We start from the raw sequence: 22,635 nt of genomic DNA, 5'->3' as shown, positions 1-22,635 counted from the left end.
GTTGACTGATCCACCGCTTTCGCGAGCAGGCTCGCTCCCACAATTAATCCCATTCCAATTTTGGAAAGTGATCAGACACCCAGGTAATCGAGGATCCCTTCAGCCGCATTGCGCCCCTCGAAGATCGCCGTCACCACCAGGTCGGAACCGCGCACCATGTCGCCACCGGCGAAGATTTTCGGGTTGCTGGTCTGGTGCTTGTACTGACCTTGCTCAGGCGCAACAACGCGGCCCTGGCTGTCGGTCTGGATCTCGAACTGTTCGAACCACGGCGCCGGGCTCGGGCGGAAGCCGAAGGCGATGACCACGGCATCGGCCGGGATGATCTCTTCGGAACCCGGGATCGGCTCGGGGCTGCGACGGCCACGGGCATCCGGTTCGCCGAGACGGGTCTCGACCACCTTCACGCCTTCGACCTTGTCTTCACCGACGATGGCGATCGGCTGGCGGTTGTAGAGGAATTTCACGCCTTCTTCCTTGGCGTTCTTCACCTCTTTGCGCGAGCCGGGCATGTTCGCTTCGTCACGACGATAGGCACAGGTCACCGACTTGGCGCCCTGACGGATCGAGGTGCGGTTGCAGTCCATCGCCGTGTCGCCGCCGCCGAGTACCACGACCTTCTTGCCTTTCATGTCGACGAAATCTTCCGGCGACTTTTCAAAGCCCAGGTTGCGGTTGACGTTGGCAATGAGGAAATCCAGCGCGTCATAAACGCCCGGCAGATCCTCCCCGGCAAAACCGCCCTTCATGTAGGTGTAGGTGCCCATGCCCATGAACACCGCGTCGTATTCGGCGAGCAGTTGTTCCATGGTCACGTCTTTACCGACTTCGGTGTTGAGACGGAACTCGATGCCCATGCCGGTGAAGACTTCGCGACGATTGCTCAGCACGGTCTTTTCCAGCTTGAACTCGGGGATGCCGAAGGTCAGCAGGCCACCGATTTCCGGGTTCTTGTCGAACACCACCGGGGTTACGCCGCCACGCACCAGCACGTCGGCGCAACCCAGACCCGCCGGGCCTGCGCCGATGATCGCGACACGTTTGCCGGTCGGCTTGACCTTGGACATGTCCGGGCGCCAGCCCATGGCGAACGCGGTGTCGGTGATGTACTTCTCGACCGAACCGATGGTCACCGCGCCGAAGCCGTCGTTGAGGGTGCAGGCGCCCTCGCACAGACGATCCTGCGGGCACACCCGGCCGCAGACTTCCGGCAGGGTATTGGTCTGGTGCGACAACTCGGCGGCCTGAAGAATGTTGCCCTCGGCGACCAATTTGAGCCAGTTTGGAATGAAGTTGTGCACCGGGCACTTCCATTCGCAATACGGGTTGCCGCAACCCAGGCAGCGGTGGGCCTGATCGGCCGACTGCTGGGGTTTGAACGGTTCGTAGATTTCAACGAACTCTTTCTTGCGTTGACGCAACAGTTTCTTCTTCGGATCCTTGCGCCCGACATCGATGAACTGGAAGTCGTTATTCAGACGTTCAGCCATTGTTAAAACCTCATCAAACTCTTCAGGCGCATATCACTGCGGGTTGGCACGAGTGCTGGAAAGCAGGGTTTTCAAGCTGGCAGCCTTGGGCTTGACCAACCAGAAACGCCGCAAGTAATCGTCGAGGTTCTCGGCGAGTTCACGACCCCACTCGCTGTCGGTTTCGGCGACGTACTCGTTCAGCACGTTCTGCAGGTGGCTGCGATAGGCTTCCATCGCCTCGCCGCTGATCCGCTGGATTTCCACCAGTTCGTGATTGACCCGGTCAACGAAGGTGTTGTCCTGATCGAGCACGTAGGCGAAACCACCGGTCATGCCAGAACCGAAGTTGTAACCGGTCTTGCCCAGCACGCAGACGAAACCACCGGTCATGTACTCGCAGCAGTGATCGCCAGTGCCTTCCACGACGGTGTGGGCACCGGAGTTACGCACGGCGAAACGCTCGCCTGCGGTGCCGGCGGCGAACAACTTGCCGCCAGTGGCGCCGTACAGGCAGGTGTTGCCGATGATGGCGCTTTCCTGAGTTTTATAGACGCTGCCCTTCGGCGGCACGATGACCAGCTTGCCGCCGGTCATGCCTTTGCCGACGTAGTCGTTGGCGTCGCCTTCCAGGTACATGTTCAGACCGCCGGCGTTCCACACACCGAAGCTCTGCCCGGCCGTGCCTTTGAAACGGAAGGTGATCGGCGCCTTGGCCATGCCCTGGTTGCCGTGCTTGCGCGCGATTTCGCCGGAGATCCGGGCGCCGATCGAACGGTCGCAGTTGCAGATATCCAGCTCAAACTCAGCACCGCTGAGGTCGTTGATCGCCGACGAGGCCAGCTCGACCATCTTCTCCGCCAGCAGACCTTTATCGAACGGCGGGTTGCGCTCGACGCCGCAGAACTGCGGTTTGTCCGCCGGGATGTGATCGCTGCCCAGCAGCGGGGTCAGGTCCAGGTGATGTTGCTTGGCGGTCTGGCCTTCGAGGATTTCCAGCAGATCAGTGCGACCGATCAGCTCTTCGAGGGAGCGCACACCAAGCTTGGCCAGCCACTCACGGGTTTCTTCGGCGACGTAGGTGAAGAAATTCACCACCATGTCGACGGTGCCGATGTAGTGATCCTTGCGCAGCTTCTCGTTCTGCGTCGCGACGCCAGTGGCGCAGTTGTTCAGGTGGCAGATGCGCAGGTATTTGCAGCCCAGTGCGATCATCGGCGCGGTACCGAAGCCGAAGCTCTCGGCGCCGAGGATTGCCGCTTTGATCACGTCGAGGCCGGTTTTCAGGCCGCCGTCGGTCTGCACCCGGACTTTGCCGCGCAGGTCGTTGCCGCGCAGGGTCTGGTGGGTTTCAGCGAGGCCGAGTTCCCAAGGTGCGCCCGCGTATTTGATCGAAGTCAGCGGCGAAGCACCGGTACCGCCGTCGTAACCGGAAATGGTGATCAGGTCGGCATAGGCCTTGGCCACACCGGCGGCGATGGTGCCGACGCCCGCTTCAGCTACGAGTTTCACCGAAACCAGCGCCTGCGGGTTGACCTGCTTGAGGTCAAAGATCAGTTGCGACAAGTCTTCGATCGAGTAGATATCGTGGTGCGGCGGTGGCGAAATCAGGGTCACGCCCGGCACTGCGTAACGCAGTTTGGCGATCAGCCCGTTGACCTTGCCGCCCGGCAGTTGCCCGCCCTCGCCCGGCTTGGCGCCTTGGGCGACCTTGATCTGCAGCACTTCGGCATTGACCAGGTATTCCGGGGTTACACCGAAACGGCCAGTCGCGACCTGCTTGATTTTCGAACTCTTGATGGTGCCGTAACGCGCCGGATCTTCACCACCTTCGCCGGAGTTGGAACGCGCGCCGAGGCGGTTCATGGCTTCGGCCAGGGCTTCGTGAGCTTCCGGCGACAGTGCGCCCAGCGAGATGCCGGCGGAATCGAATCGCTTGAGCACAGATTCCAGCGGCTCGACTTCACTGATGTCCAGCGGCGTGTCGAGGGTCTTGACCTTGAACAGGTCGCGAATCATCGACACCGGACGGTTGTCCACCAGTGAGGTGTATTCCTTGAACTTGGCGTAGTCGCCCTGCTGCACAGCGGCTTGCAGAGTGTTGACCACGTCCGGGTTGTACGCGTGATATTCGCCACCGTGGACGAACTTCAGCAGACCGCCCTGCTGGATCGGCTTGCGCGGGCTCCAGGCTTCGACGGCGAGGGCTTTCTGCTCGGCTTCGATGTCGACGAAACGCGCACCCTTGATCCGGCTTGGCACACCACGGAAGCTCAGTTCGCAGACTTCTTCGGACAGACCAATGGCCTCGAACAGCTGCGCACCACGGTACGAAGCGATGGTCGAGATACCCATCTTCGACAGGATCTTGAGCAGGCCTTTGGTGATGCCCTTGCGGTAGTTCTTGAACACCTCATAGAGGTCGCCCAGTACTTCACCGGTACGGATCAGGTCACCCAGCACTTCGTAGGCCAGGAACGGATAGACCGCCGAGGCACCGAAACCGATCAGCACCGCGAAGTGATGCGGGTCACGGGCGGTCGCGGTTTCAACGAGGATGTTGGAATCGCAACGCAGGCCCTTCTCGGTCAGGCGGTGGTGCACCGCACCGGTCGCCAGCGAAGCGTGGATCGGCAGCTTGCCCGGGGCGATATGGCGGTCGCTCAGGACGATCTGAGTACGCCCGGCGCGCACGGCTTCTTCAGCCTGATCGGCAACGTTGCGGATCGCCGCTTCGAGGCCGAGGCTTTCGTCGTAGTTGAGGTCGATGATCGCCCGTTCGAAACCCGGACGGTCGAGGTTCATCAGCGAGCGCCACTTGGCCGGAGAGATCACTGGCGAGCTGAGGATCACGCGCGAGGCGTGTTCCGGCGACTCCTGGAAAATGTTGCGCTCGGCACCGAGGCAGATTTCCAGCGACATCACGATCGCTTCACGCAGCGGGTCGATCGGCGGGTTGGTCACCTGCGCGAACTGCTGGCGGAAATAGTCGTACGGCGTGCGCACACGCTGGGACAGCACGGCCATCGGCGTGTCGTCGCCCATCGAGCCCACGGCTTCGTAACCTTGCTCGCCGAGCGGACGCAGCACCTGATCACGCTCTTCGAACGTGACCTGATACATCTTCATGTACTGCTTGAGCTGGTCGACGTCGTAGAAAGCCGAACCGTGGTCGTTGTCTTCCATGGTCGCCTGAATGCGCAGGGCATTCTTGCGCAGCCATTGCTTGTACGGATGACGGGATTTAAGACGGTTGTCGATCGCATCGGTGTCGAGGATCTGCCCGGTTTCGGTATCCACGGCAAAGATCTGGCCCGGGCCGACGCGACCCTTGGCGAGCACGTCTTCAGGCTGGTAGTTCCACACGCCGATTTCCGAGGCGAGGGTAATGAAACCATTCTTGGTGGTGACCCAGCGCGCCGGACGCAGACCGTTACGGTCGAGCAGGCACACCGCGTAGCGACCATCGGTCATCACCACGCCTGCCGGGCCGTCCCACGGCTCCATGTGCATCGAGTTGTACTCGTAGAACGCACGCAGATCCGGGTCCATGGTTTCGACGTTCTGCCACGCAGGCGGAATGATCATCCGCACGCCACGGAACAGGTCGATGCCACCGGTGACCATCAGTTCGAGCATGTTGTCCATGCTCGAGGAGTCGGAACCGACGCGGTTGACCAGCGGGCCGAGCTCTTCCAGATCCATCAGATCATTGGTGAACTTGGTCCGACGGGCCTGCGCCCAGTTGCGGTTACCGGTGATGGTGTTGATTTCGCCGTTGTGGGCGAGGAAGCGGAATGGCTGCGCCAGCGGCCATTTCGGCAGGGTGTTGGTGGAGAAGCGCTGGTGGAACACGCAGATCGCGGTTTGCAGGCGCTCGTCACTCAGGTCCGGATAGAACGCGGCCAGGTCGGCCGGCATCATCAGGCCTTTATAGATGATGGTCTTGTGCGAAAAGCTGCAGATGTAGTGGTCGGAGTCAGCGGCGTTGGCCACCGACGAACGGCGACGGGCGCTGAACAGCTTCACCGCCATGTCCTGATCGCTCAGGCCTTCGCCGCCGATGTAGACCTGCTCGATCTGCGGCAGGCGCTCAAGGGCCAGGCGGCCGAGTACGCTGGTGTCGATCGGCACTTTGCGCCAGCCGATCAGTTGCAGGCCTTCGGCGAGGATCTCGCGGTTCATGTTCTCGCGAGCGGCTTCGGCCTTGGCCGGATCCTGATTGAAGAACACCATGCCCACGGCATATTGCTTGGGCATTTCGACGCCGAAGCTTTCCTGGGCAATGGCTCGCAGGAAGGCGTCGGGTTTTTGAATCAGCAGACCGCAACCGTCACCGGTCTTGCCGTCGGCATTAATCCCACCGCGGTGGGTCATGCAGGTCAGGGCCTCAATGGCCGTTTGCAAAAGGGTATGACTGGGCTCGCCCTGCATATGAGCTATCAGGCCGAAACCGCAGTTATCCTTGAATTCATCTGGTTGGTACAGACCTGCTTTCATAGACACTTTCTCACCAGGCTGCCTCTACTCGAGGCAAATTTCTTTTCAATTCAACCACTTGCGTTCCGCGCCGAACGTACGCCGGCTTAGCGGGGGCAAAAGGGTGGTCATTGTACACAGCGACACAGAGGCTCACAAATTTGACGACGAACTGTCGCAAATTCATGTCGCATTTGTGAAAGGTTTAAAGCGATCTGCTGTGCTAGTCAAAACTTTTTTAATTTTGACCGCAACGACTCAAAGACTACTGTGACGCAGACACCACAAGGCACGCGGCCCTTTCAGGCGGCGCGCACTCGTGGAGATTTTGAGGTGCCGGGAGAGGCGGCCTGGGTAAGGCCGCCGAATCTTCAGCGAGTTGTTGCCAGTTCCTGTTGGACGCTGGCGACAGTGCGAGGCCAAGGTTTACCAGCCTGAACCTTCGCTGGCAAGGCCTTGATGGCAGAAACGGCCGCATCACGATTGGCAAAGTTGCCATAGGTGATCACGTAAAGCGGCTTGCCGTTGAGGACTTTCTTGAAATAACGGTACTCGCCGCCCTGCTCCTTGACGAAGTTCTGCGCAGCGGTTTCCGAGCTGGTACCGAGGATCTGTACGACATAGTTGCTGGTCGGCTGACCGGCGTACCAGCTGCCACCGGCAGCCTTGGCCACGGTCACCGGCTTGTCGGCAGGCTTGGACGGAGCGGGGGCCGGTTTCGCGGCTGGCGCTGGCGTGGCCGGAGCAGGCTTGGCCGTGGCGATCTGCGTCGGTGCCGGTGTTGGTGCCGGTTTGGCGGCAGGGGTCGGAGCCGGTGTCGGCGCAGGACCGGCCGGAACGCCCGCAGGCGGTGCAGAGGTGGTTACGGTCGGCGGCGTATCGCTGGAGCCTTCCAGTGGCACGCCGTCGTCGCCTTCGGTAATGCCACCGGCGGCCTCGGCCAGCGGGCCACGCATGACCGGCTGCGAGTTGCCGACCAATGGCAGCGGCATCGGCTGGGTGTTGCCGGCGAATTCGACGGACGGGTTGGCGCCGTTCGCTGCGCCCTGACCCAATGGCAGTTGCGCCTGTTCGTTGGCCGGAGCACCGGTGGTCGGTGCCTTGCTGCGACCCGGCATCAGCCAGGCGGCGGCAACCGCGACCACAACGACGGCGGAAATCGCCAATACGTGTTTCTTCGGCATGTTGAACCCCATACTTGGACGCTTGACCGCAGAGCGGCTGGCAATCATGACTTCGATCAGTGCATCGCGAGCGACCTGGTTGATGTTGCCCGGCCAGCCCTCGGAGCTTTCGTGAATATCAGAGATCTGATCTGCGGTGAAAAGTTCGACACCCCGGCCCGCGCCTTCCAGCCGCTGGTCGAGATATTCGCGGGTCTCTTCTTCGGTGTACGGCTGCAATTCGATGACGTGGAAACGCTCTTCTTCGAGCTGCAACGCCTCGAGCTGAGCGATCAGCGACGACTCGCCGAACAGGAACACATGCGGACGACCTTCCGGCGTGCCGGCGCCGAGCGCCATCAACGCTTCCAGCGCGGACTCGTCGAGCTGCTCGGCATCGTCCACCAGCAGATAGACTTCCTGCCCGGTCAGCCCCAGTTGCACCACCTGCTCGAGAATCGCACCGACTTCGGCCTGCGCGACATCCAGCGCCTGCGCCACCTGGCGCAGCACGCCGGCCGCATCACCGGCGCCACGGGCGGAAACCACCACGCTCTGCACCGATTGCTTATTGGTGCTGGCCACCAGCGCCTGCCGCAGCAGGGTCTTGCCGCTGCCTTGCGGGCCGGTGACCACCAGCAGCAACTGGCTGTAACGCGCCAGGTGATGCAGTTGACCCAGCACCGGTTTGCGCTGGGCCGGGAAGAATTTGAAGCCCGGCACCCGTGGCGCGAACGGGTCGTGACTTAACTGGAAATGGCCGAGAAACGCCTCGTCGGCATGCAAACTAGTCATCGGAATCGTTTTAACCTTTAAGCTGAGCCAGGGCGCGGTAATCCGCTCCCAGCGTGGCCTGTAGAACCTCTTTCGGATAATCGTCGGTCACTACCGCTTCGCCCATCCGGCGCAGCAGCACCAGGCGCAGACGACCGTCGATCACTTTTTTATCAATTGCCATGTGTTGGAGAAAATCGGCTTCGCTCATCTCTTCAGGCGGAATGACCGGCAGGCCGGCCCGCTGGAACAGACGAATGCCGCGATCACGCTCCTGCTCGCTGATCCAGCCCAGGCGCGCGGACATTTCCAGCGCCATCACCGTGCCCGCCGCGACCGCCTCGCCATGCAGCCAGACACCATAGCCCATGTGGGTTTCGATGGCGTGGCCGAAGGTGTGGCCGAGGTTGAGCGTAGCGCGGACGCCGGTTTCCTTTTCATCGGCGCCGACCACCGCAGCCTTGGCCGCGCAGGAACGCTCGATCGCATAGGTCAGCGCGGTTTGATCCAGCGCGCGCAGAGCGTCGACGTTTTCTTCCAGCCAGGTCAGGAACGGCTCGTCGCAGATCAGGCCGTACTTGATGACTTCCGCCAGGCCCGCCGACAGCTCGCGCTCCGGCAGGGTTTTCAGCGATGCGGTATCGATCAGCACCACGTTCGGCTGATAGAACGCGCCGACCATGTTCTTGCCCAGCGGATGGTTGATGCCGGTCTTACCGCCGACCGAGGAATCGACCTGCGACAGCAGCGTGGTAGGAATCTGGATGAAATCGACACCGCGCTGATAACAGGCGGCAGCGAAACCGGCCATGTCGCCGATCACCCCGCCGCCCAAGGCGATCACGGTGGTGCGGCGGTCATGACGGGCGGTCAGCAGACCATCGAAAATCAGTTGCAGGGTTTCCCAGTTCTTGAAGGCTTCGCCGTCAGGCAACACCACCGAGATAACCGAAAACTGCGCAAGGCTGCGGGTCAGACGTTCGAGATAGAGCGGCGCGACGGTTTCGTTGGAGATGATTGCCACCTGCCGCCCGTGGATATGCGGCGCCAGCAGTTCCGGCTGATCCAACAGACCTTCGCCAATATGAATCGGGTAGCTGCGCTCGCCTAGATCGACCTTGAGTGTCTGCATGTGTCCCCACAGTGAAGATGGAAGCAGGCGTCCTGCCCTGAAATTATTGGTGTTCTGCGGCCTGTAGCGGTATGACGCCGCTCGCCCGGCATCCGCCACACCCTCGGCGGGCGCTGACAGGACGCCGAGGATAGCGCATTTCGGGCGATGCTTTAACGGGGTGGCAACTGCGCGAGACGGTCGAGAATGTCGAGCACCACCATGCGTGGCGGCCGCTCGTCGGTTTCCACCACCAGATCGGCAATTTCCCGATAAAGCGGATCACGGATCTCGAGCAGGTCGCGCAGGGTTTTCGCCGGATCGGCGGTACGCAGCAGCGGCCGATTGCGATCGCGGGAGGTGCGGCCGACCTGCTGCTCGACGGAGGCGTGCAGATACACCACGCGCCCGCCTTCATGCAGGGCCTTGCGATTGGCATCACGCATCACTGCGCCGCCGCCGGTCGCCAGCACCACGCCATCGAACGCGCACAGCTCGGCGATCATCGCCTGCTCACGGTCACGAAAGCCGGGCTCGCCTTCCTTGTCGAAGATCCATGGGATATTGGCACCCGTGCGCAGCTCAATTTCCTTGTCGGAATCCTTGAACGGCAGGCGCAGCTCTTTGGCCAGCAATCGGCCGATGGTGCTTTTGCCAGCACCCATCGGTCCTACAAGTATCAAATTTCGCACAGAATCAACGACTCACAGCAATCGCCTGGTTATTCATGATACGCGGAGTGAGAAATACCAGCAGCTCGGATTTTTTCTCCGAAACCACATCACGCCGGAAAAGGCGGCCAAGATACGGCACATCGCCAAGAAATGGCACCTTATCTACGACCTTGCTCTGAGTATTTGAAAAAACACCGCCGATTACGATGGTCTCGCCGTCATTTACCAGCACTTTGGCGTTGACCTCGTTTTTCTTGATCGGCGGCACATCCTGCACTTTGTTCAGGTAATCGGGCTCATCCTTGGTGACCTTGACCTCCATGATGATGCGGTTGTCCGGGGTGATCTGCGGGGTGACTTCCAGTGACAGCGAAGCCTCCTTGAACGACACCGAGGTCGCGCCGCTGGAGCTGGCCTCCTGATAGGGAATCTCGGTGCCTTTGAGGATCTTCGCGGTTTCCTTGTCCGAGGTGACCACCTTCGGCTGTGAGACGATTTCGCCGTTGCCGGTTTTTTCCATCGCCGTCAGTTCGAGATCCAGCAGTACGTTGTCGGTGATGAAAGCAATGCCGATCCCCGAAGTGTTATTGACCGTGCCCATGTCGACGAACGGCGAGTTGGTGCCGGTGCTGCCCGGCGTACCGATAGTGCTCGACGAACCGTTGACCCCGGAGGCGTTCCAGTTGCCCTTGTTCTGCACCGAACCGCCCCAGCGCACGCCCAGGCTCTTGTCGTAATCGACGTTGGCCTCAACGATGCGCGCCTCGATCATCACCTGGCGTACCGGAATATCCAGCTGCGCGACGATCCGCCGGAGTTCGTCGAGGCGATCCTGGGTCTGGTAGGCAATGATGTTGTTGGTTCGCTCATCGACGGTAATCGAACCGCGCTCGTCGACCTTGGCCTCGGCACTGGTCACCGACTGGAACAGCTTGGCAATGTCCGCTGCCTTGGCGTAATTGACTTGCAGCAGCTCACGACGCAGGGGCGCCAGCTCGGCGATCTGCTTCTGCGATTCCAGTTCCTGACGCTCGCGAGCGGCAATTTCATCGGCCGGCGCGACCAGCAGCACGTTGCCGATCTTGCGCTTGTCCAGCCCCTTGGTTTTCAGCACCAGATCCAGTGCCTGATCCCACGGCACGTTTTGCAGACGCAACGTGATGCCGCCCTGCACCGTGTCGCTCGCCACCAGGTTGAGATTGGTGAAGTCCGCGATCAGTTGCAGCACCGAGCGCACGTCGATGTCCTGAAAATTCAGCGAGAGCTTGTCGCCGACATAGGCCTGACGGTCGGCGTTGCGCTTTTGCAGGTCGTCGATGCTCATCGGACGAACGCTCACGGTGAGCTTGTTGTCGGTCTGGAATGTGGAATAGTCGAAGGTGCCGCTGGGCTCGACACTGATCACCGTACGATCGCCGGTGAGCGCTGCGTTGACGAACTGCACCGGGGTGGCGAAGTCCTTGACGTCGAGGCGCACGCGCAGTTTTTCCGGCAGTTGCGTACGGGCGAAGCTGAGGATGATCTTGCCGTCGTGCTCCTGGATATCCGGGGCGATGGTCGGATCAGAGAGATCGATGACCACATTGCCCTCGCCCTCGGTGCCGCGCTGGAAATCGACGCCGCGAATCGCCCTGCTGCGTTGCGCGGCTGGTCTGGCAGGTGCCGCAGCGGCCGTGGCGGCCGTGGCGGCACGCGGTGCAACGGCAGCCGGGCGCGGCGCAGTCGCGGAAGCGCCCTGACCGACCACCACAAACAGATTATTGCCCTCGACCCGCGTGCTGTAAGGCGCCAACTGCGTCAGGCTGACAATCAGCCGCGTGCGATCCTTGGCTTCGGCCACCGTGGCCGTGCGCGCGTTGCCGCTGCCCAGATCAAGATTCTTGTTGGCCATCTGGCTGGTCACGCCCGGCAGATCCAGTGCAATGCGTGCCGGTGACTCGGTTGTGTAGCCCTTGGGCTGTGGTGGCGGGCCGTCGAACGACAGCTTCAGTTCGACGCGGTCACCCGGCAGCGCGGCAACATCCAGCGCTTTCAGACTGGCCGCCATTACCATCGGTGACACCAGCGCTATCCATAGCGAAAAACCGAGGGTGGAGAAAATCCTGTTCATTATTCGACTTCCACTATGAGTGCTCTTTCAAAGGAATGGTGCGCGGCCGCTCCAGCCAGGCGCCGGCGCCGTCGGGCACGATCTCGACGACATCGACCTGGGTAGGGCTGATGGCGACGATGCGGCCGTCGTTGCGGCCCAGGTAGTCTCCGACCTTGAGACGATGCACCCCGCCTGCGCCGCGCAACAGCGCAAACGAGCCCGAGGCATTGGCAATCGTGCCGACCATTTCGAACTGCTCGATATTGAACCCTTCAAGGTATTGCTTGACCCGATTGGGGTCGGGTTTGACGTTGCGCGAACCGTGTTTCTGCCCGGCCAGATCGACCCGCGCCTGCCGCGAAAACGGGCTGCGCAGGTTGGCGGCGCTGTAAGTGAATGTGGGGTAAGACCGGAATGTCGGCGTTGGTTCAATCCTGCCCGCCGGACGCAGGCGCACTTCGTTGAGGTACGCGTCGAGGTCGCTGAAGTCATCGCCGCCACCGCAGCCGCTTAACGCCAGCATCATGGGCAGGACGAGATAACGAATCGGGGTCATTTCTCCAGCCCCTTGTCGTTATAGCGGTACGTCTTGGCAAGAATGCTCATGCGCAGCTTCGTCCCGCCCTCGGGATTGGCTGGCGCCAGTTCGAAATCGTGCAGAGTGACAATTCGTGGCAGCCCGGCGACGCCGCTGACGAAGGTCGCGAGGTCGTGATAGGCGCCTGTCACGGTGATCTGGATCGGCAGCTCGATGTAGAACGGCTGGGTCACTTCCGGCAGCAGCTTGATCTCTTCGAATTCCAGGCCGCTGCCCAGACCGGTGCGAGTGATGTCTTCGAGCAGGCCCGGCACTTCGGTGTCGCTGGGCAATTGCCGCAGCAGCACGCCGAAGGTGTTTTCCATTTCCTTCATTTGCTGGGTATACAGCTCAAGGTTCGCCGACAGCCGCGCCTTGCTGGCGAATTGTTCCTTGAGGGTGGTTTCCTCTTCGCGCTTGAGGTCGAGCTGATTTTCCATGTCGCTGATGAAGAAGTAATAGCCAAGCGCGAGGATCAACACCATCACCAGCGCACCGCACAGGGTTTTTACCGCCGGGGGCCAGGAGCCGATGTTGCTGGTGTCGAGGTCGTTGAAATCGATATTGCGCAGGCTTTGCAGCCATTCGGAGGCGTTCATTGCTCGTCCTCCACAACCTTGGGCTGGGTCTGACGAACGGTCAGCTGGAAGACGTTGGCTTGTTCGACCTGATCAGCGCTGGTGGCCTTGACCTCATTCAGGCTTGGCGCGTCGAACCAGTCGGACGCGTCGAGATTGCGCATCAGCTCGGAGACCCGGTTGTTCGACTCCGCCGCGCCACTGATGGACAGGGTCTTGCCGGCCATTTTCACATCGGTGAAATACACGCCGTCCGGCAGGGTACGCGCCAGTTGGTCGAAGACCCGCCCGCTGATCTGCCGATTGCCCTGCAGGTCCTGGATGATGCGCATGCGCTCGACCAGTTGCTGGCGGCGCGCCTTGAGTTCACTGATCTGCTTGATGCGCTCGTCGACCACGGCAATCTGTTTGCCGATGTAATCGTTGCGCGCCATCTGCCGCTCGATCGCTGCGGTGATGATCTGGTCGGCAATCAGCACCGCGCCGATCGAGCCGGCCAGCACGCCGATAAGTACCAGCAGAAAGCGTTTGCGCCGTTCTTCGCGGCGTTCCTCGCGCCAGGGGAGAAGGTTGATCCGCGCCATCAGTCGAAACTCCTGAGCGCGAGCCCGCAGGCAATCATCAAGGCTGGCGCGTCGCTGGCCAGCGCTCCTGCGTTGACCTTGCTGCCCAAGGCCATGTCGGCGAATGGGTTGGCGACCTGCGTCGGCGTGTCCAGCCGCTGTTCGATCAGACGGTCCAGGCCGGGCACCGAGGCGGTGCCGCCGGCCAACAGGATATGGTCGACCGCGTTGTACTGCCCGGAGGCGAAGAAGAACTGCAGCGAACGCGAGACTTGCTGCACCAGCGCCTCGCGAAATGGCTGCAAGACCTCGCTGACGTAATCGTCAGGCAGCCCGCCCTGTTTTTTCGCCAGGCCCGCCTGTTCGACCGTGAGGCCGTAGCGGCGCTGGATCTCTTCGGTGAGCTGGCGTCCGCCGAACAATTGCTCTCGGGTATAGATGATCTTGCCGTTGTGCAGGACGCTGAGAGTGGTCATGGTCGCGCCAATATCGACCACCGCCACGGTCAGGCGCTCCTGGGAGGCCGCCAGATGCGTCGCCAGCAGACCGAACGAGCGCTCGAGGGCGTAGGCCTCGACGTCCACCACCCGCGCGGTCAGGCCGGCGAGCGCCAGCGCCGCTTCACGCACCTCGACGTTTTCCTTGCGACAGGCGGCAAGTAGCACGTTGACCCGATCCGGGTTGCGCGGCGAGACGCCCTGGACTTCAAAATCGATGGCGACTTCGTCCAGCGGATAGGGAATGTATTGGTCGGCCTCGATCTTGAGCTGGTTTTCCAGTTCGTCGTCGGACAGCCCGGCGTCCATCTCGATGACCTTGGTGATCACCGCAGAACCGGCCACTGCCACCGCCACGCTCTTGACCCCGGTTCGCGCTTTCACCAGCAACCGGCTCAGCGCCTGGCCGACGCCTTCGAGGTCGGCGATGTTCTTTTCGACCACGGCGTTCGCCGGCAAGGGCTCCACCGCATAGGCCTCGACCCGGTAGCGCTCGCCCTGACGGCTCAGTTCCAGCAGCTTCACCGACGTGGAGCTGATGTCGATCCCCAGTAACGCATTGGTCTTTTTATTGAAGAGTCCCAGCACTACCAATTCCCTATGACTTTCCGTGAGTTACGGACTCTGTAATACGCATTGCGTTCCTTCACCCCCGTCTTGACAGAAGCGCCAATGACGCCCCCGACGGAAAAGTGCTTATAATGCCCAGCGATTTTTTCCGCTTTTTACTGCCAGCGCGGATGGCTCTGTGTGTAACCGCAGCCCCGTGCCAAATTCATTCTTTGCCCTGGATGTCCAAAAGCCTTGATTCGTCTGCTGAAATTTTTCGGTTGGTCCATCGTCGCCGTTTTCTGCGGACTGCTCTTAGGTCTCAGCGGCGCCTTTCTTTACCTTAGTCCGGGTTTGCCGTCTGTGGAGGCGCTGAGAAGCATTCAGTTGCAGATTCCTCTGCGCGTATACAGCAGCGACAACAAGTTGATCGCAGAATTTGGCGAAATGCGCCGTACACCGATTCGTTTCGCCGACATTCCGCCCAACTTCATCAATGCGTTACTAAGTGCTGAAGACGACAATTTTGCCAACCACTATGGCGTCGACCCGAGCAGCCTGATGCGCGCGGCGACGCAACTGGTCAAGAGCGGGCATATTCAGTCCGGCGGCAGCACCATCACCATGCAGGTGGCGAAGAACTTCTTCCTCACCAGCGAGCGCAGCTTCTCGCGCAAAACCACCGAAATTCTTCTGGCCCTGCAGATCGAGCGACAGCTGACCAAGGACGAGATTCTTGAGCTGTACGTCAACAAGATCTACCTGGGCAACCGCGCCTACGGCATCGAGGCGGCGGCGCAGGTGTATTACGGCAAATCGATCCGTGACATCAGCCTGGCGCAGATGGCGATGATCGCCGGTCTGCCAAAAGCACCGTCGCGTTTCAACCCGCTGGCCAACCCGGCGCGCAGCAAAGAACGCCGCGACTGGATCCTCGGGCGCATGTATAAGCTGGGCAAGATCAGCGAAGCCGACTACACCGCGGCGATCAACGAGCCGCTGAACGCCAGCTACCACGTGCCGACCCCGGAAGTGAACGCACCGTACATCGCCGAAATGGCCCGTGCCGAAATGGTCGGCCGTTATGGCAGCGACGCCTACACCGAAGGCTTCCGTGTCACCACCACGGTGCCAAGCAATCTGCAGGAAATGGCCAACACCGCGCTGCACGAAGGCTTGATGACCTACGACCAGCGCCACGGCTACCGTGGCCCCGAGTCGCGCCTGCCGGGCAAGACCCGCGAAGCCTGGGCCAGCGAGCTGACCAAGCAGCGCACCATCAGCAGCCTCGAACCTGCGATCGTCACCCAGGTCGATAAAACCGGCCTGCAGGTGTTGACCCGCACCGGTGAAGAGCACGTAGCCTGGGACACGATGAAATGGGCGCGACCGTTCCTCAACACCAACAGCATGGGCGCCAACCCGCGCCAGCCGTCGGATGTGGCGCAGGTCGGTGATTTGATCCGCGTGCAGCGCCAGACGGACAATTCGCTGAAATTCAGCCAGATACCACAGGCTCAGGGCGCACTGGTGTCGCTGGATCCGCAAAACGGTGCGATCCGTTCGCTGGTGGGTGGCTTCGCTTTCGAGCAGAGCAACTACAACCGCGCCATGCAGGCCAAGCGTCAGCCGGGTTCGAGCTTCAAGCCATTCGTTTACAGCGCCGCGCTGGATAACGGCTACACCGCTGCCAGCCTGGTCAACGATGCGCCGATCGTGTTCGTCGACGAGTACCTGGACAAGGTCTGGCGCCCGAAGAACGACACCAACACCTTCCTCGGCCCGATCCGCCTGCGTGAAGCGCTGTACAAGTCGCGCAACCTGGTGTCGATCCGCCTGTTGCAGGCCATGGGCGTGGGCAAGACCATCGACTACATCACCCGCTTCGGCTTCAACAAGCAGGACCTGCCGCCGAACCTGTCGCTGGCACTCGGCACCGCAACGCTGACGCCGATGGAAATCGCCACTGGCTGGAGCACCTTTGCCAACGGTGGCTACAAGATCACCCCGTACATCATCGACAAGATCGAAAGCCGTAACGGTGACACTTTGTTCGTCGCCAACCCGCCGACCGTGCCACAGGGTGGCGCGGCGACCGACGGTATCGCTGCGCCGGCTACCGAGTCGTTCACGGTCAATGCCGCTCCGGTTGCCGGTGAAGCGTCGGCCAATCCGGCAGTGCCGCAAGCGCCGGCCGTGGCCGAACGGATTGTCGATGGACGTACCACCTACATCCTCAACAGCATGCTGCAGGACGTAATCAAACTCGGCACCGGCCGGCGCGCACTGGCCATGGGCCGCAGTGACATCGCGGGCAAGACCGGTACCACCAACGAATCGAAAGATGCCTGGTTCTCTGGCTACAACGCTGATTACGTAACCACGGTGTGGACTGGTTTCGACCAACCGGAAAGCCTCGGACGCCGTGAGTTCGGCGGTACTGTGGCGCTGCCAATATGGATGAATTACATGTCGGCCGCGCTGAAAGACAAGCCGCCGCATGTGCAGCCTGAGCCAGAAGGCTTGCTCAGCCTGCGGGTAGACCCGATCAGCGGCCGTGCAGCAACACCGAGCACACCGGGGGCGTACTTCGAACTGTTCAAGGCCGAAGACACGCCGCCATCGGTGAACGAGCTGGGCAACGGCGCCGTACCGGGCAGCCCGCTGCCGGCGGATGAACAGGCGCCGATCGATTTGTTCTGATCCTGATGCCGCAAAAAGGCCCCGTCTTCGTGAGAAGTGCGGGGCTTTTTATTACCCGAAGATCAAAAGCCCCTCACCCTAACCCTCTCCCAGAGGGAGAGGGGACTTACCGAGTTGTCTGGGGTCAAACACCGACCTGAAAGTGTGGTGTCGATTATGGATTCAAAACCATACATTCAGGTCGGCGTAGCTCCCAAGCGTCCCCCAATCAGTCCCCTCTCCCTCTGGGAGAGGGTTAGGGTGAGGGGCTCTTGATCTTCAGGCATAAAAAAGCCCCGACTCTCACGAGCCGGGGCTTTTGTTTGACACGCTACAACGACTTAGCCGTTGAACACGTCATCCACGCTTTTCAGCGGGTAGTTCTTCGGATACGGCAGGGTGGCCACGCCGGTCTCGATCGCAGCCTTGGCCACGGCGTCGGAGATCAGGGTGATCAGGCGCTTGTCCATTGGCTTCGGAATGATGTACTCACGGCCGAATTCCAGCGGAGCACCGCCGTAGGCATCGCACACGTCCTGTGGAACAGGCAGTTTGGCCAGTTCGCGCAGGGCGTTGGCGGCGGCGACTTTCATTTCTTCGTTGATGCGCTTGGCGCGAACGTCCAGGGCACCACGGAAGATGAACGGGAAGCCCAGTACGTTGTTGACCTGATTCGGGTAGTCCGAACGGCCGGTTGCCATGATCACATCGCTACGGGTGGCGTGCGCCAGTTCCGGGGAGATTTCCGGATCCGGGTTGGAGCAGGCGAACACGATCGGGTTGGCCGCCATCGAGAGCAGGCCTTCGGCGCTCAGCAGGTTCGGACCGGACAGACCGACGAATACGTCAGCGCCTGCCAGTGCGTCTGCCAGGGTGCGCTTCTCGGTAGCGTGGGCGAACACGGCTTTGTACTGGTTCAGGTCGTCACGGCCGGAGTGGATCACGCCGGTACGGTCAACCATGAAGATGTTTTCGATGCGAGCGCCCATGCTCACCAGCAGTTTCATGCAGGAGATGGCGGCAGCGCCGGCGCCGAGGCAGACGATTTTTGCTTCCGGCAGGGTTTTGCCAGCGATTTCCAGGGCGTTGATCATGCCGGCAGCGGTCACGATTGCGGTGCCATGCTGGTCATCGTGGAACACCGGAATGTCGCACTGCTCGATCAGAGCGCGTTCGATCTCAAAGCACTCTGGCGCCTTGATGTCTTCCAGGTTGATGCCACCGAAGGTGATGGAGATGCGCTTGACGGTGTCGATGAAGGCTTGCGGGCTTTCCGAGTCGACTTCGATGTCGAATACGTCGATGCCGGCGAAGCGCTTGAACAGCACGCCCTTGCCTTCCATCACAGGCTTGGAAGCCAACGGGCCGAGGTTGCCCAGGCCGAGAATCGCGGTGCCATCGGAAATGACTGCCACCAGGTTGCCCTTGCCGGTGTATTTGTAGGCCAGTTCAGGATCGCGAGCGATCTCGCGTACTGGTTCAGCTACGCCGGGGCTGTAGGCCAGCGACAGGTCGCGGGCGGTAGCAGTGGCCTTGGTGAGCTCGACACTCAGCTTCCCCGGACGAGGATTGGCGTGGTATTCGAGAGCGGCAGTTTTCAGATCAGACATTTTGGCATTCCGCTTTTTTACTGTTGGACAGACTGGTCAGCGAGGATACGCGCCTCGCAAAGTCCCCACAAGACTGGGCAGTCACCGCTGTCAAGCGCCCTGCCCTACGACTTTGGGCCAAGAGCCACGGCGCACAAGGGCTGGACTGTTCACAATCAGCTGTAAAAATGTCTACAATTTTTCTTCAACGCGGTACGTGCAGCATCGAAGGATCGGTCAACGGCAACAACCAGCGCGCCTGACCCTTTTGCAATCCACCGCGCCGGGATCGGTCAACCACCCAGCCACGCGCCTCGATCTGCCTGCCTTTCAGTGCTTCCAGATCAGTACTGTCAAATCGTCCGAGCAGATTGGGTGCAACCCGCAATACAACCCTGTCCTGCAACTCGATCCAGATTCCGCCGCGATTGCGCTGCACCTTGCTCACCCGACCGCTGACTACGGCAAAGCCTGAACGCTGGATCTCCTGCGCTTTCCGCACCGGCGATTGCCGCCAGAGACCAACCCCGGCCTGTCGAGCGCTGCGTTCGGCGGCCTGCTGGCAGGCGACCAGGTCGACATTCGGCGCGACCGCAACGTGAAAACCCAGGCCATCGGCAAGCATTTGCGCTTCGAGATTCACTCCGCTGACGCTGTAAACATGCGCGAGCGTACGGCCGTAATGGTCTTTCGCCTGCTTGCCGGGCCGCAAGCCGACCCGGCCGCCGCTCTCATCCACCAGCGCTTGCAGGCGTTTACGCGCCGCCACGGCGAAGGGTTCGTCGCTGCGGCCCTGCTTGCCCAGTTCCGGCGTATTGAGGCCGATCATGCGCACATTGCGCCCGTCGCTCAGGCGCAGGGTGTCGCCATCGACCACCCGCTGCACGCTGACGCTGGTCAGCCCTGCGGGTGTCGGGCAGAACGCCTGGGCGGCGGACAGCCAAATCGCAGACACAAAAAAGGCGCCCGCAAGGGACGCCTTTTTCATCAGTCTGGAGAAGTCGAAACGACCATCCAAAATGATCAGCCTCAGGCTTTTTTGCCGACGCCGAAAGTAGCGAAACGGTCTGCGAACTTCTGCACACGGCCGCCGGTGTCCAGAGTCTTCTGCTTACCGGTGTAGAACGGGTGGCATTCGTTGCAAACGTCGATCGCCAGGGCTTTGCCGTAGGTCGAACGAGTTTCGAACTTGTTACCGCAGCTGCAGGTAACAGCAATTTCCGGGTAGTTCGGATGGATATCGGCTTTCATGGTGTCTTCCTCAGGCTAGCGTGCCGCCACCCAACACTATTGTTGAATACCGCACGTAATTAGGCCGCGGATTCTACCAGACCTTTTCAATCGCGCAAGCTGTCACCGAGACCGACCGTCTGCTAGGCTCCCGGCCTTGAACGCACTTCCCTGTGGGAGCGAGCCTGCTCGCGAAGGCGCCATGGCAGTCGACACATGTGTTGCCTGACCCACCGCCTTCGCGAGCAGGCTCGCTCCCACAGGTCATGCATATCCGATCATTTTGCGTATCGAGATCCCCCCGCGTGCCCGACGCCATTTTGCGCCTTGCCCTGCCTTCGCCTCTGCGCCGCCTGTTCGATTACCGGGCGCCGGCCGGGGTGCGGCGTGAGCAATTGCAGCCGGGCATGCGCTTGCGGGTGCCGTTCGGTCGGCGCGAGATGATCGGCATTCTGGTCGAGGTCACCGACACCAGCGAGGTGCCGGCAGAAAAACTCAAACCGGCACTGGCCCTCCTCGACTCGACTTCACCGCTGCCGCCGGCGCTGTTCAAGCTGTGCCTGTGGACGGCGCAGTATTATCAGCACAGCCTCGGCGACACCTTGAACTGGGCCTTGCCAGTGCTGCTGCGTCAGGGCGAGTTGGCCGAAGCCCGCCAGGAACGCTTCTGGTCGGTGGCCCCCGGCGCCAGCGTCGATGACCCGCGAGTCGCCCGTGCGCCACGCCAGCGCGAGGCGCTGACCACGCTGGCCCAGCACCCCCACGGCGTCGCCCATCAGTTGTTGAGCAAACTGATGCTGAGCAAGGACAGCCTCGATCTGCTGCTGGCCAAGGGGCTGGTGCAGGTCGAAATCCGCCGCCACGCCCCCGGCGCTCGCCATGAACACTGGCTGGCACAACCGGAGCTGCCGCTCAACAGCGAACAACGCGCGGCGTATGAAGCGATTCGCGCCGGTTTCGACAGTTATCACGCGTTTCTCCTGGCCGGCGTCACCGGCAGCGGCAAGACCGAAGTCTATCTGCAACTGATCCGCGAAACCCTCGAAGCCGGCAAGCAAGCCTTGGTGCTGATTCCGGAGATCAACCTCGGCCCGCAAACCCTGGCGCGTTTCGAACAGCGCTTCAATGCGCGTATCGCCCTGCTGCATTCGGCAGTGAATGATCGCGAACGCCTCGACGCGTGGCTCGCCGCCCGTGATGGCGAGGCCGACATTATTATCGGCACCCGTTCGGCGCTGTTCACGCCGATGAAAAATCCCGGGCTGATCATCATCGATGAAGAGCACGACGGTTCCTATAAACAGCAGGAAGGTCTGCGCTACCACGCTCGCGATCTGGCGCTGGTGCGCGCGCGGCAGGAAAACATCCCGATCGTGCTCGGCTCCGCCACGCCGTCGCTGGAAAGTCTGCACAACGCTTACACCGGCCGCTACGGCCTGCTGCGCCTGAACGAGCGCGCCGGCGGCGCCAAGCAACCGCGCTTTCTGCGTCTGGACGTCAAAAGCCGTCCGCTCGACAGCGGTATTTCCGGGCCGATGCAGCAAGCCATCGGCCAGACCCTCGCCAACGGTCAGCAGGTGCTGGTGTTCCTCAACCGTCGCGGCTTTGCCCCGACCCTGCTCTGCCACGATTGCGGCTGGATGTCCGAGTGTTCGCGCTGCGATGCGCGCATGACCGTACACCAGCGTTACGGCGAGTTGCGCTGTCACCACTGCGGCAACGTTGAGCGCACGCCACGCCAGTGCCCGAAGTGCAGCAAGGTCGATCTGCGCCCCGTCGGCGCCGGCACCGAACGCGCCGAAGAGCGTCTGGCGATTCTATTCCCGGATTACCCGGTACTGCGCGTCGATCGCGACAGCACCTCGCGAAAGGACGCGATGAATCAGCTGTTCGCGACAATCCAGAAAGGCCAGCCGTGCATTCTGGTCGGCACGCAGATGTTGGCCAAAGGGCACCATTTCCCCCGGGTGACGCTGGTATCGATTCTGGATGCCGACGGTGGCCTGTTTTCCGGCGACTTCCGCGCCAGCGAGCGCATGGCGCAGTTGATCGTCCAGGTCGCCGGGCGCGCCGGCCGGGCTGAGGAGCCGGGCAGGGTGATCATCCAGACGCATTTGGCCGACCACCCTTTATTGGTGCAACTGACCGAGCAGGGTTATTTCGCCTTCGCCGAACAAGCCTTGAGCGAGCGCCGCGCGGCCGGGTTGCCGCCGTTTGCCCATTTGGCGCTGTTGCGTGCCGAAGCGCACAAGCCGGGGCAGGCGGAAGGTTTTCTCGATGAAGCGTGCAGCGAAGCCGAACGCTTGCTGGCCGAATTGAATCTGAGCGGCATCGAGTTGCTCGGGCCGGTGCCGGCGCCGATGGAGCGCCGTGCCGGGCGTTATCGCGCCCAGCTGTTGTTACAGGCGACCGCGCGGGCACCGCTGCACCGCTTGCTGGCGAGCTGGATGCTGGTGCTGGAGCAGATGCCGAGTGGGCGGGCAGTGCGCTGGTCGCTGGATGTTGATCCGGTGGATCTGTATTGAGCTGAAGATCGCTTTCGCGAGCAGGCTCGCTCCCACAGTGGATCAGCGCCGTACATACCTTGTGTGTCCTGCGCAAAAACCTT

At 61.5% G+C, this 22,635-nt stretch carries 15 protein-coding genes; 2 read left to right on the top strand and 13 right to left on the bottom strand.

Going from position 1 to position 22,635, the window contains the following annotated elements:
* Positions 1–71 precede the first annotated feature (71 nt).
* The 10 genes from AB9L16_RS01695 to AB9L16_RS01650 form a co-directional block, all read right to left on the bottom strand.
* Complete coding sequence (locus AB9L16_RS01695; protein WP_007909438.1) at positions 72–1,490, bottom strand: FAD-dependent oxidoreductase; 1,419 nt, start codon at positions 1,488–1,490, stop codon at positions 72–74.
* A gap of 33 nt (positions 1,491–1,523) precedes the next feature.
* On the bottom strand, positions 1,524–5,969 hold the full coding sequence (gltB, locus tag AB9L16_RS01690) for a glutamate synthase large subunit (RefSeq protein ID WP_323620112.1): 4,446 nt from the start codon (positions 5,967–5,969) through the stop codon (positions 1,524–1,526).
* A gap of 350 nt (positions 5,970–6,319) precedes the next feature.
* Positions 6,320–7,906, bottom strand: coding sequence for an AAA family ATPase (locus tag AB9L16_RS01685; RefSeq protein WP_041477574.1), 1,587 nt, complete (start codon positions 7,904–7,906; stop codon positions 6,320–6,322).
* A gap of 10 nt (positions 7,907–7,916) precedes the next feature.
* The gene (gene aroB / locus AB9L16_RS01680; RefSeq protein ID WP_073471604.1) at positions 7,917–9,017 is read right to left on the bottom strand and encodes a 3-dehydroquinate synthase; all 1,101 of its coding nucleotides are present in this window, start codon (positions 9,015–9,017) and stop codon (positions 7,917–7,919) included.
* Between the two features lie 152 nt (positions 9,018–9,169).
* Positions 9,170–9,688, bottom strand: coding sequence for a shikimate kinase AroK (aroK, locus tag AB9L16_RS01675; RefSeq protein WP_024011270.1), 519 nt, complete (start codon positions 9,686–9,688; stop codon positions 9,170–9,172).
* Positions 9,689–9,692: 4 nt separating this feature from the next.
* A complete protein-coding gene (gene pilQ, locus AB9L16_RS01670; RefSeq protein WP_056787342.1) occupies positions 9,693–11,780 on the bottom strand; it encodes a type IV pilus secretin PilQ in 2,088 nt (695 codons plus the stop codon).
* A gap of 13 nt (positions 11,781–11,793) precedes the next feature.
* Positions 11,794–12,318 carry a pilus assembly protein PilP gene (locus AB9L16_RS01665; RefSeq protein WP_041477571.1) on the bottom strand — a complete coding sequence of 175 codons (525 nt, stop codon included), beginning with the start codon at positions 12,316–12,318 and terminating at the stop codon, positions 11,794–11,796.
* Complete coding sequence (pilO, locus tag AB9L16_RS01660) at positions 12,315–12,938, bottom strand: type 4a pilus biogenesis protein PilO (protein ID WP_041477570.1); 624 nt, start codon at positions 12,936–12,938, stop codon at positions 12,315–12,317. Before pilO ends, AB9L16_RS01665 begins: the two co-directional genes overlap by 4 nt.
* Positions 12,935–13,501 (bottom strand): PilN domain-containing protein, encoded by a 567-nt coding sequence (locus AB9L16_RS01655; protein ID WP_056787334.1) that lies wholly within the window; start codon positions 13,499–13,501, stop codon positions 12,935–12,937. Before AB9L16_RS01655 ends, pilO begins: the two co-directional genes overlap by 4 nt.
* Positions 13,501–14,565 carry a pilus assembly protein PilM gene (locus tag AB9L16_RS01650; protein WP_056787331.1) on the bottom strand — a complete coding sequence of 355 codons (1,065 nt, stop codon included), beginning with the start codon at positions 14,563–14,565 and terminating at the stop codon, positions 13,501–13,503. Before AB9L16_RS01650 ends, AB9L16_RS01655 begins: the two co-directional genes overlap by 1 nt.
* 219 nt (positions 14,566–14,784) lie before the next feature.
* On the opposite strand from AB9L16_RS01650, the gene AB9L16_RS01645 reads away from it, so the two are divergent.
* Positions 14,785–17,229, top strand: a complete 2,445-nt coding sequence (locus AB9L16_RS01645; RefSeq protein ID WP_375123749.1) for a penicillin-binding protein 1A — start codon at positions 14,785–14,787, stop codon at positions 17,227–17,229.
* 320 nt (positions 17,230–17,549) lie between these two features.
* Here the strand turns inward: AB9L16_RS01645 and AB9L16_RS01640 are convergent, their stop codons facing one another.
* The 3 genes from AB9L16_RS01640 to rpmE form a co-directional block, all read right to left on the bottom strand.
* On the bottom strand, positions 17,550–18,818 hold the full coding sequence (locus tag AB9L16_RS01640) for a malic enzyme-like NAD(P)-binding protein (protein WP_016772053.1): 1,269 nt from the start codon (positions 18,816–18,818) through the stop codon (positions 17,550–17,552).
* Positions 18,819–19,002: 184 nt separating this feature from the next.
* Positions 19,003–19,785, bottom strand: a complete 783-nt coding sequence (locus tag AB9L16_RS01635; protein WP_375123009.1) for a thermonuclease family protein — start codon at positions 19,783–19,785, stop codon at positions 19,003–19,005.
* A 41-nt stretch (positions 19,786–19,826) separates the two neighbouring features.
* Positions 19,827–20,048, bottom strand: coding sequence for a 50S ribosomal protein L31 (gene rpmE / locus AB9L16_RS01630; RefSeq protein ID WP_041477565.1), 222 nt, complete (start codon positions 20,046–20,048; stop codon positions 19,827–19,829).
* A gap of 284 nt (positions 20,049–20,332) precedes the next feature.
* Here rpmE and AB9L16_RS01625 point away from each other — a divergent pair, with 284 nt between their 5' ends.
* Entirely contained in the window at positions 20,333–22,552 is a 2,220-nt protein-coding gene (locus tag AB9L16_RS01625) for a primosomal protein N' (protein WP_064363276.1), read from the top strand.
* The last annotated feature ends 83 nt before the right edge of the window (positions 22,553–22,635 follow it).

It is taken from the genome of Pseudomonas sp. LW8, from assembly GCF_041956865.1.
Lineage (GTDB): Bacteria > Pseudomonadota > Gammaproteobacteria > Pseudomonadales > Pseudomonadaceae > Aquipseudomonas > Aquipseudomonas siliginis.
Note: the sequence above shows the minus strand (reverse complement) of the source record. Positions and strands in the feature narration are given on the sequence as shown.

Coding starts and splice junctions, on each gene's coding strand:
- AB9L16_RS01695 (WP_007909438.1), bottom strand. CDS start 1,490: ATGGCTGAACGTCTGAATAACGACTTCCAGTTCATCGATGTCGGGCGC.
- gltB (WP_323620112.1), bottom strand. CDS start 5,969: ATGAAAGCAGGTCTGTACCAACCAGATGAATTCAAGGATAACTGCGGT.
- AB9L16_RS01685 (WP_041477574.1), bottom strand. CDS start 7,906: ATGACTAGTTTGCATGCCGACGAGGCGTTTCTCGGCCATTTCCAGTTA.
- aroB (WP_073471604.1), bottom strand. CDS start 9,017: ATGCAGACACTCAAGGTCGATCTAGGCGAGCGCAGCTACCCGATTCAT.
- pilQ (WP_056787342.1), bottom strand. CDS start 11,780: ATGAACAGGATTTTCTCCACCCTCGGTTTTTCGCTATGGATAGCGCTG.
- AB9L16_RS01665 (WP_041477571.1), bottom strand. CDS start 12,318: ATGACCCCGATTCGTTATCTCGTCCTGCCCATGATGCTGGCGTTAAGC.
- pilO (WP_041477570.1), bottom strand. CDS start 12,938: ATGAACGCCTCCGAATGGCTGCAAAGCCTGCGCAATATCGATTTCAAC.
- AB9L16_RS01655 (WP_056787334.1), bottom strand. CDS start 13,501: ATGGCGCGGATCAACCTTCTCCCCTGGCGCGAGGAACGCCGCGAAGAA.
- AB9L16_RS01640 (WP_016772053.1), bottom strand. CDS start 18,818: ATGTCTGATCTGAAAACTGCCGCTCTCGAATACCACGCCAATCCTCGT.
- AB9L16_RS01635 (WP_375123009.1), bottom strand. CDS start 19,785: ATGAAAAAGGCGTCCCTTGCGGGCGCCTTTTTTGTGTCTGCGATTTGG.
- rpmE (WP_041477565.1), bottom strand. CDS start 20,048: ATGAAAGCCGATATCCATCCGAACTACCCGGAAATTGCTGTTACCTGC.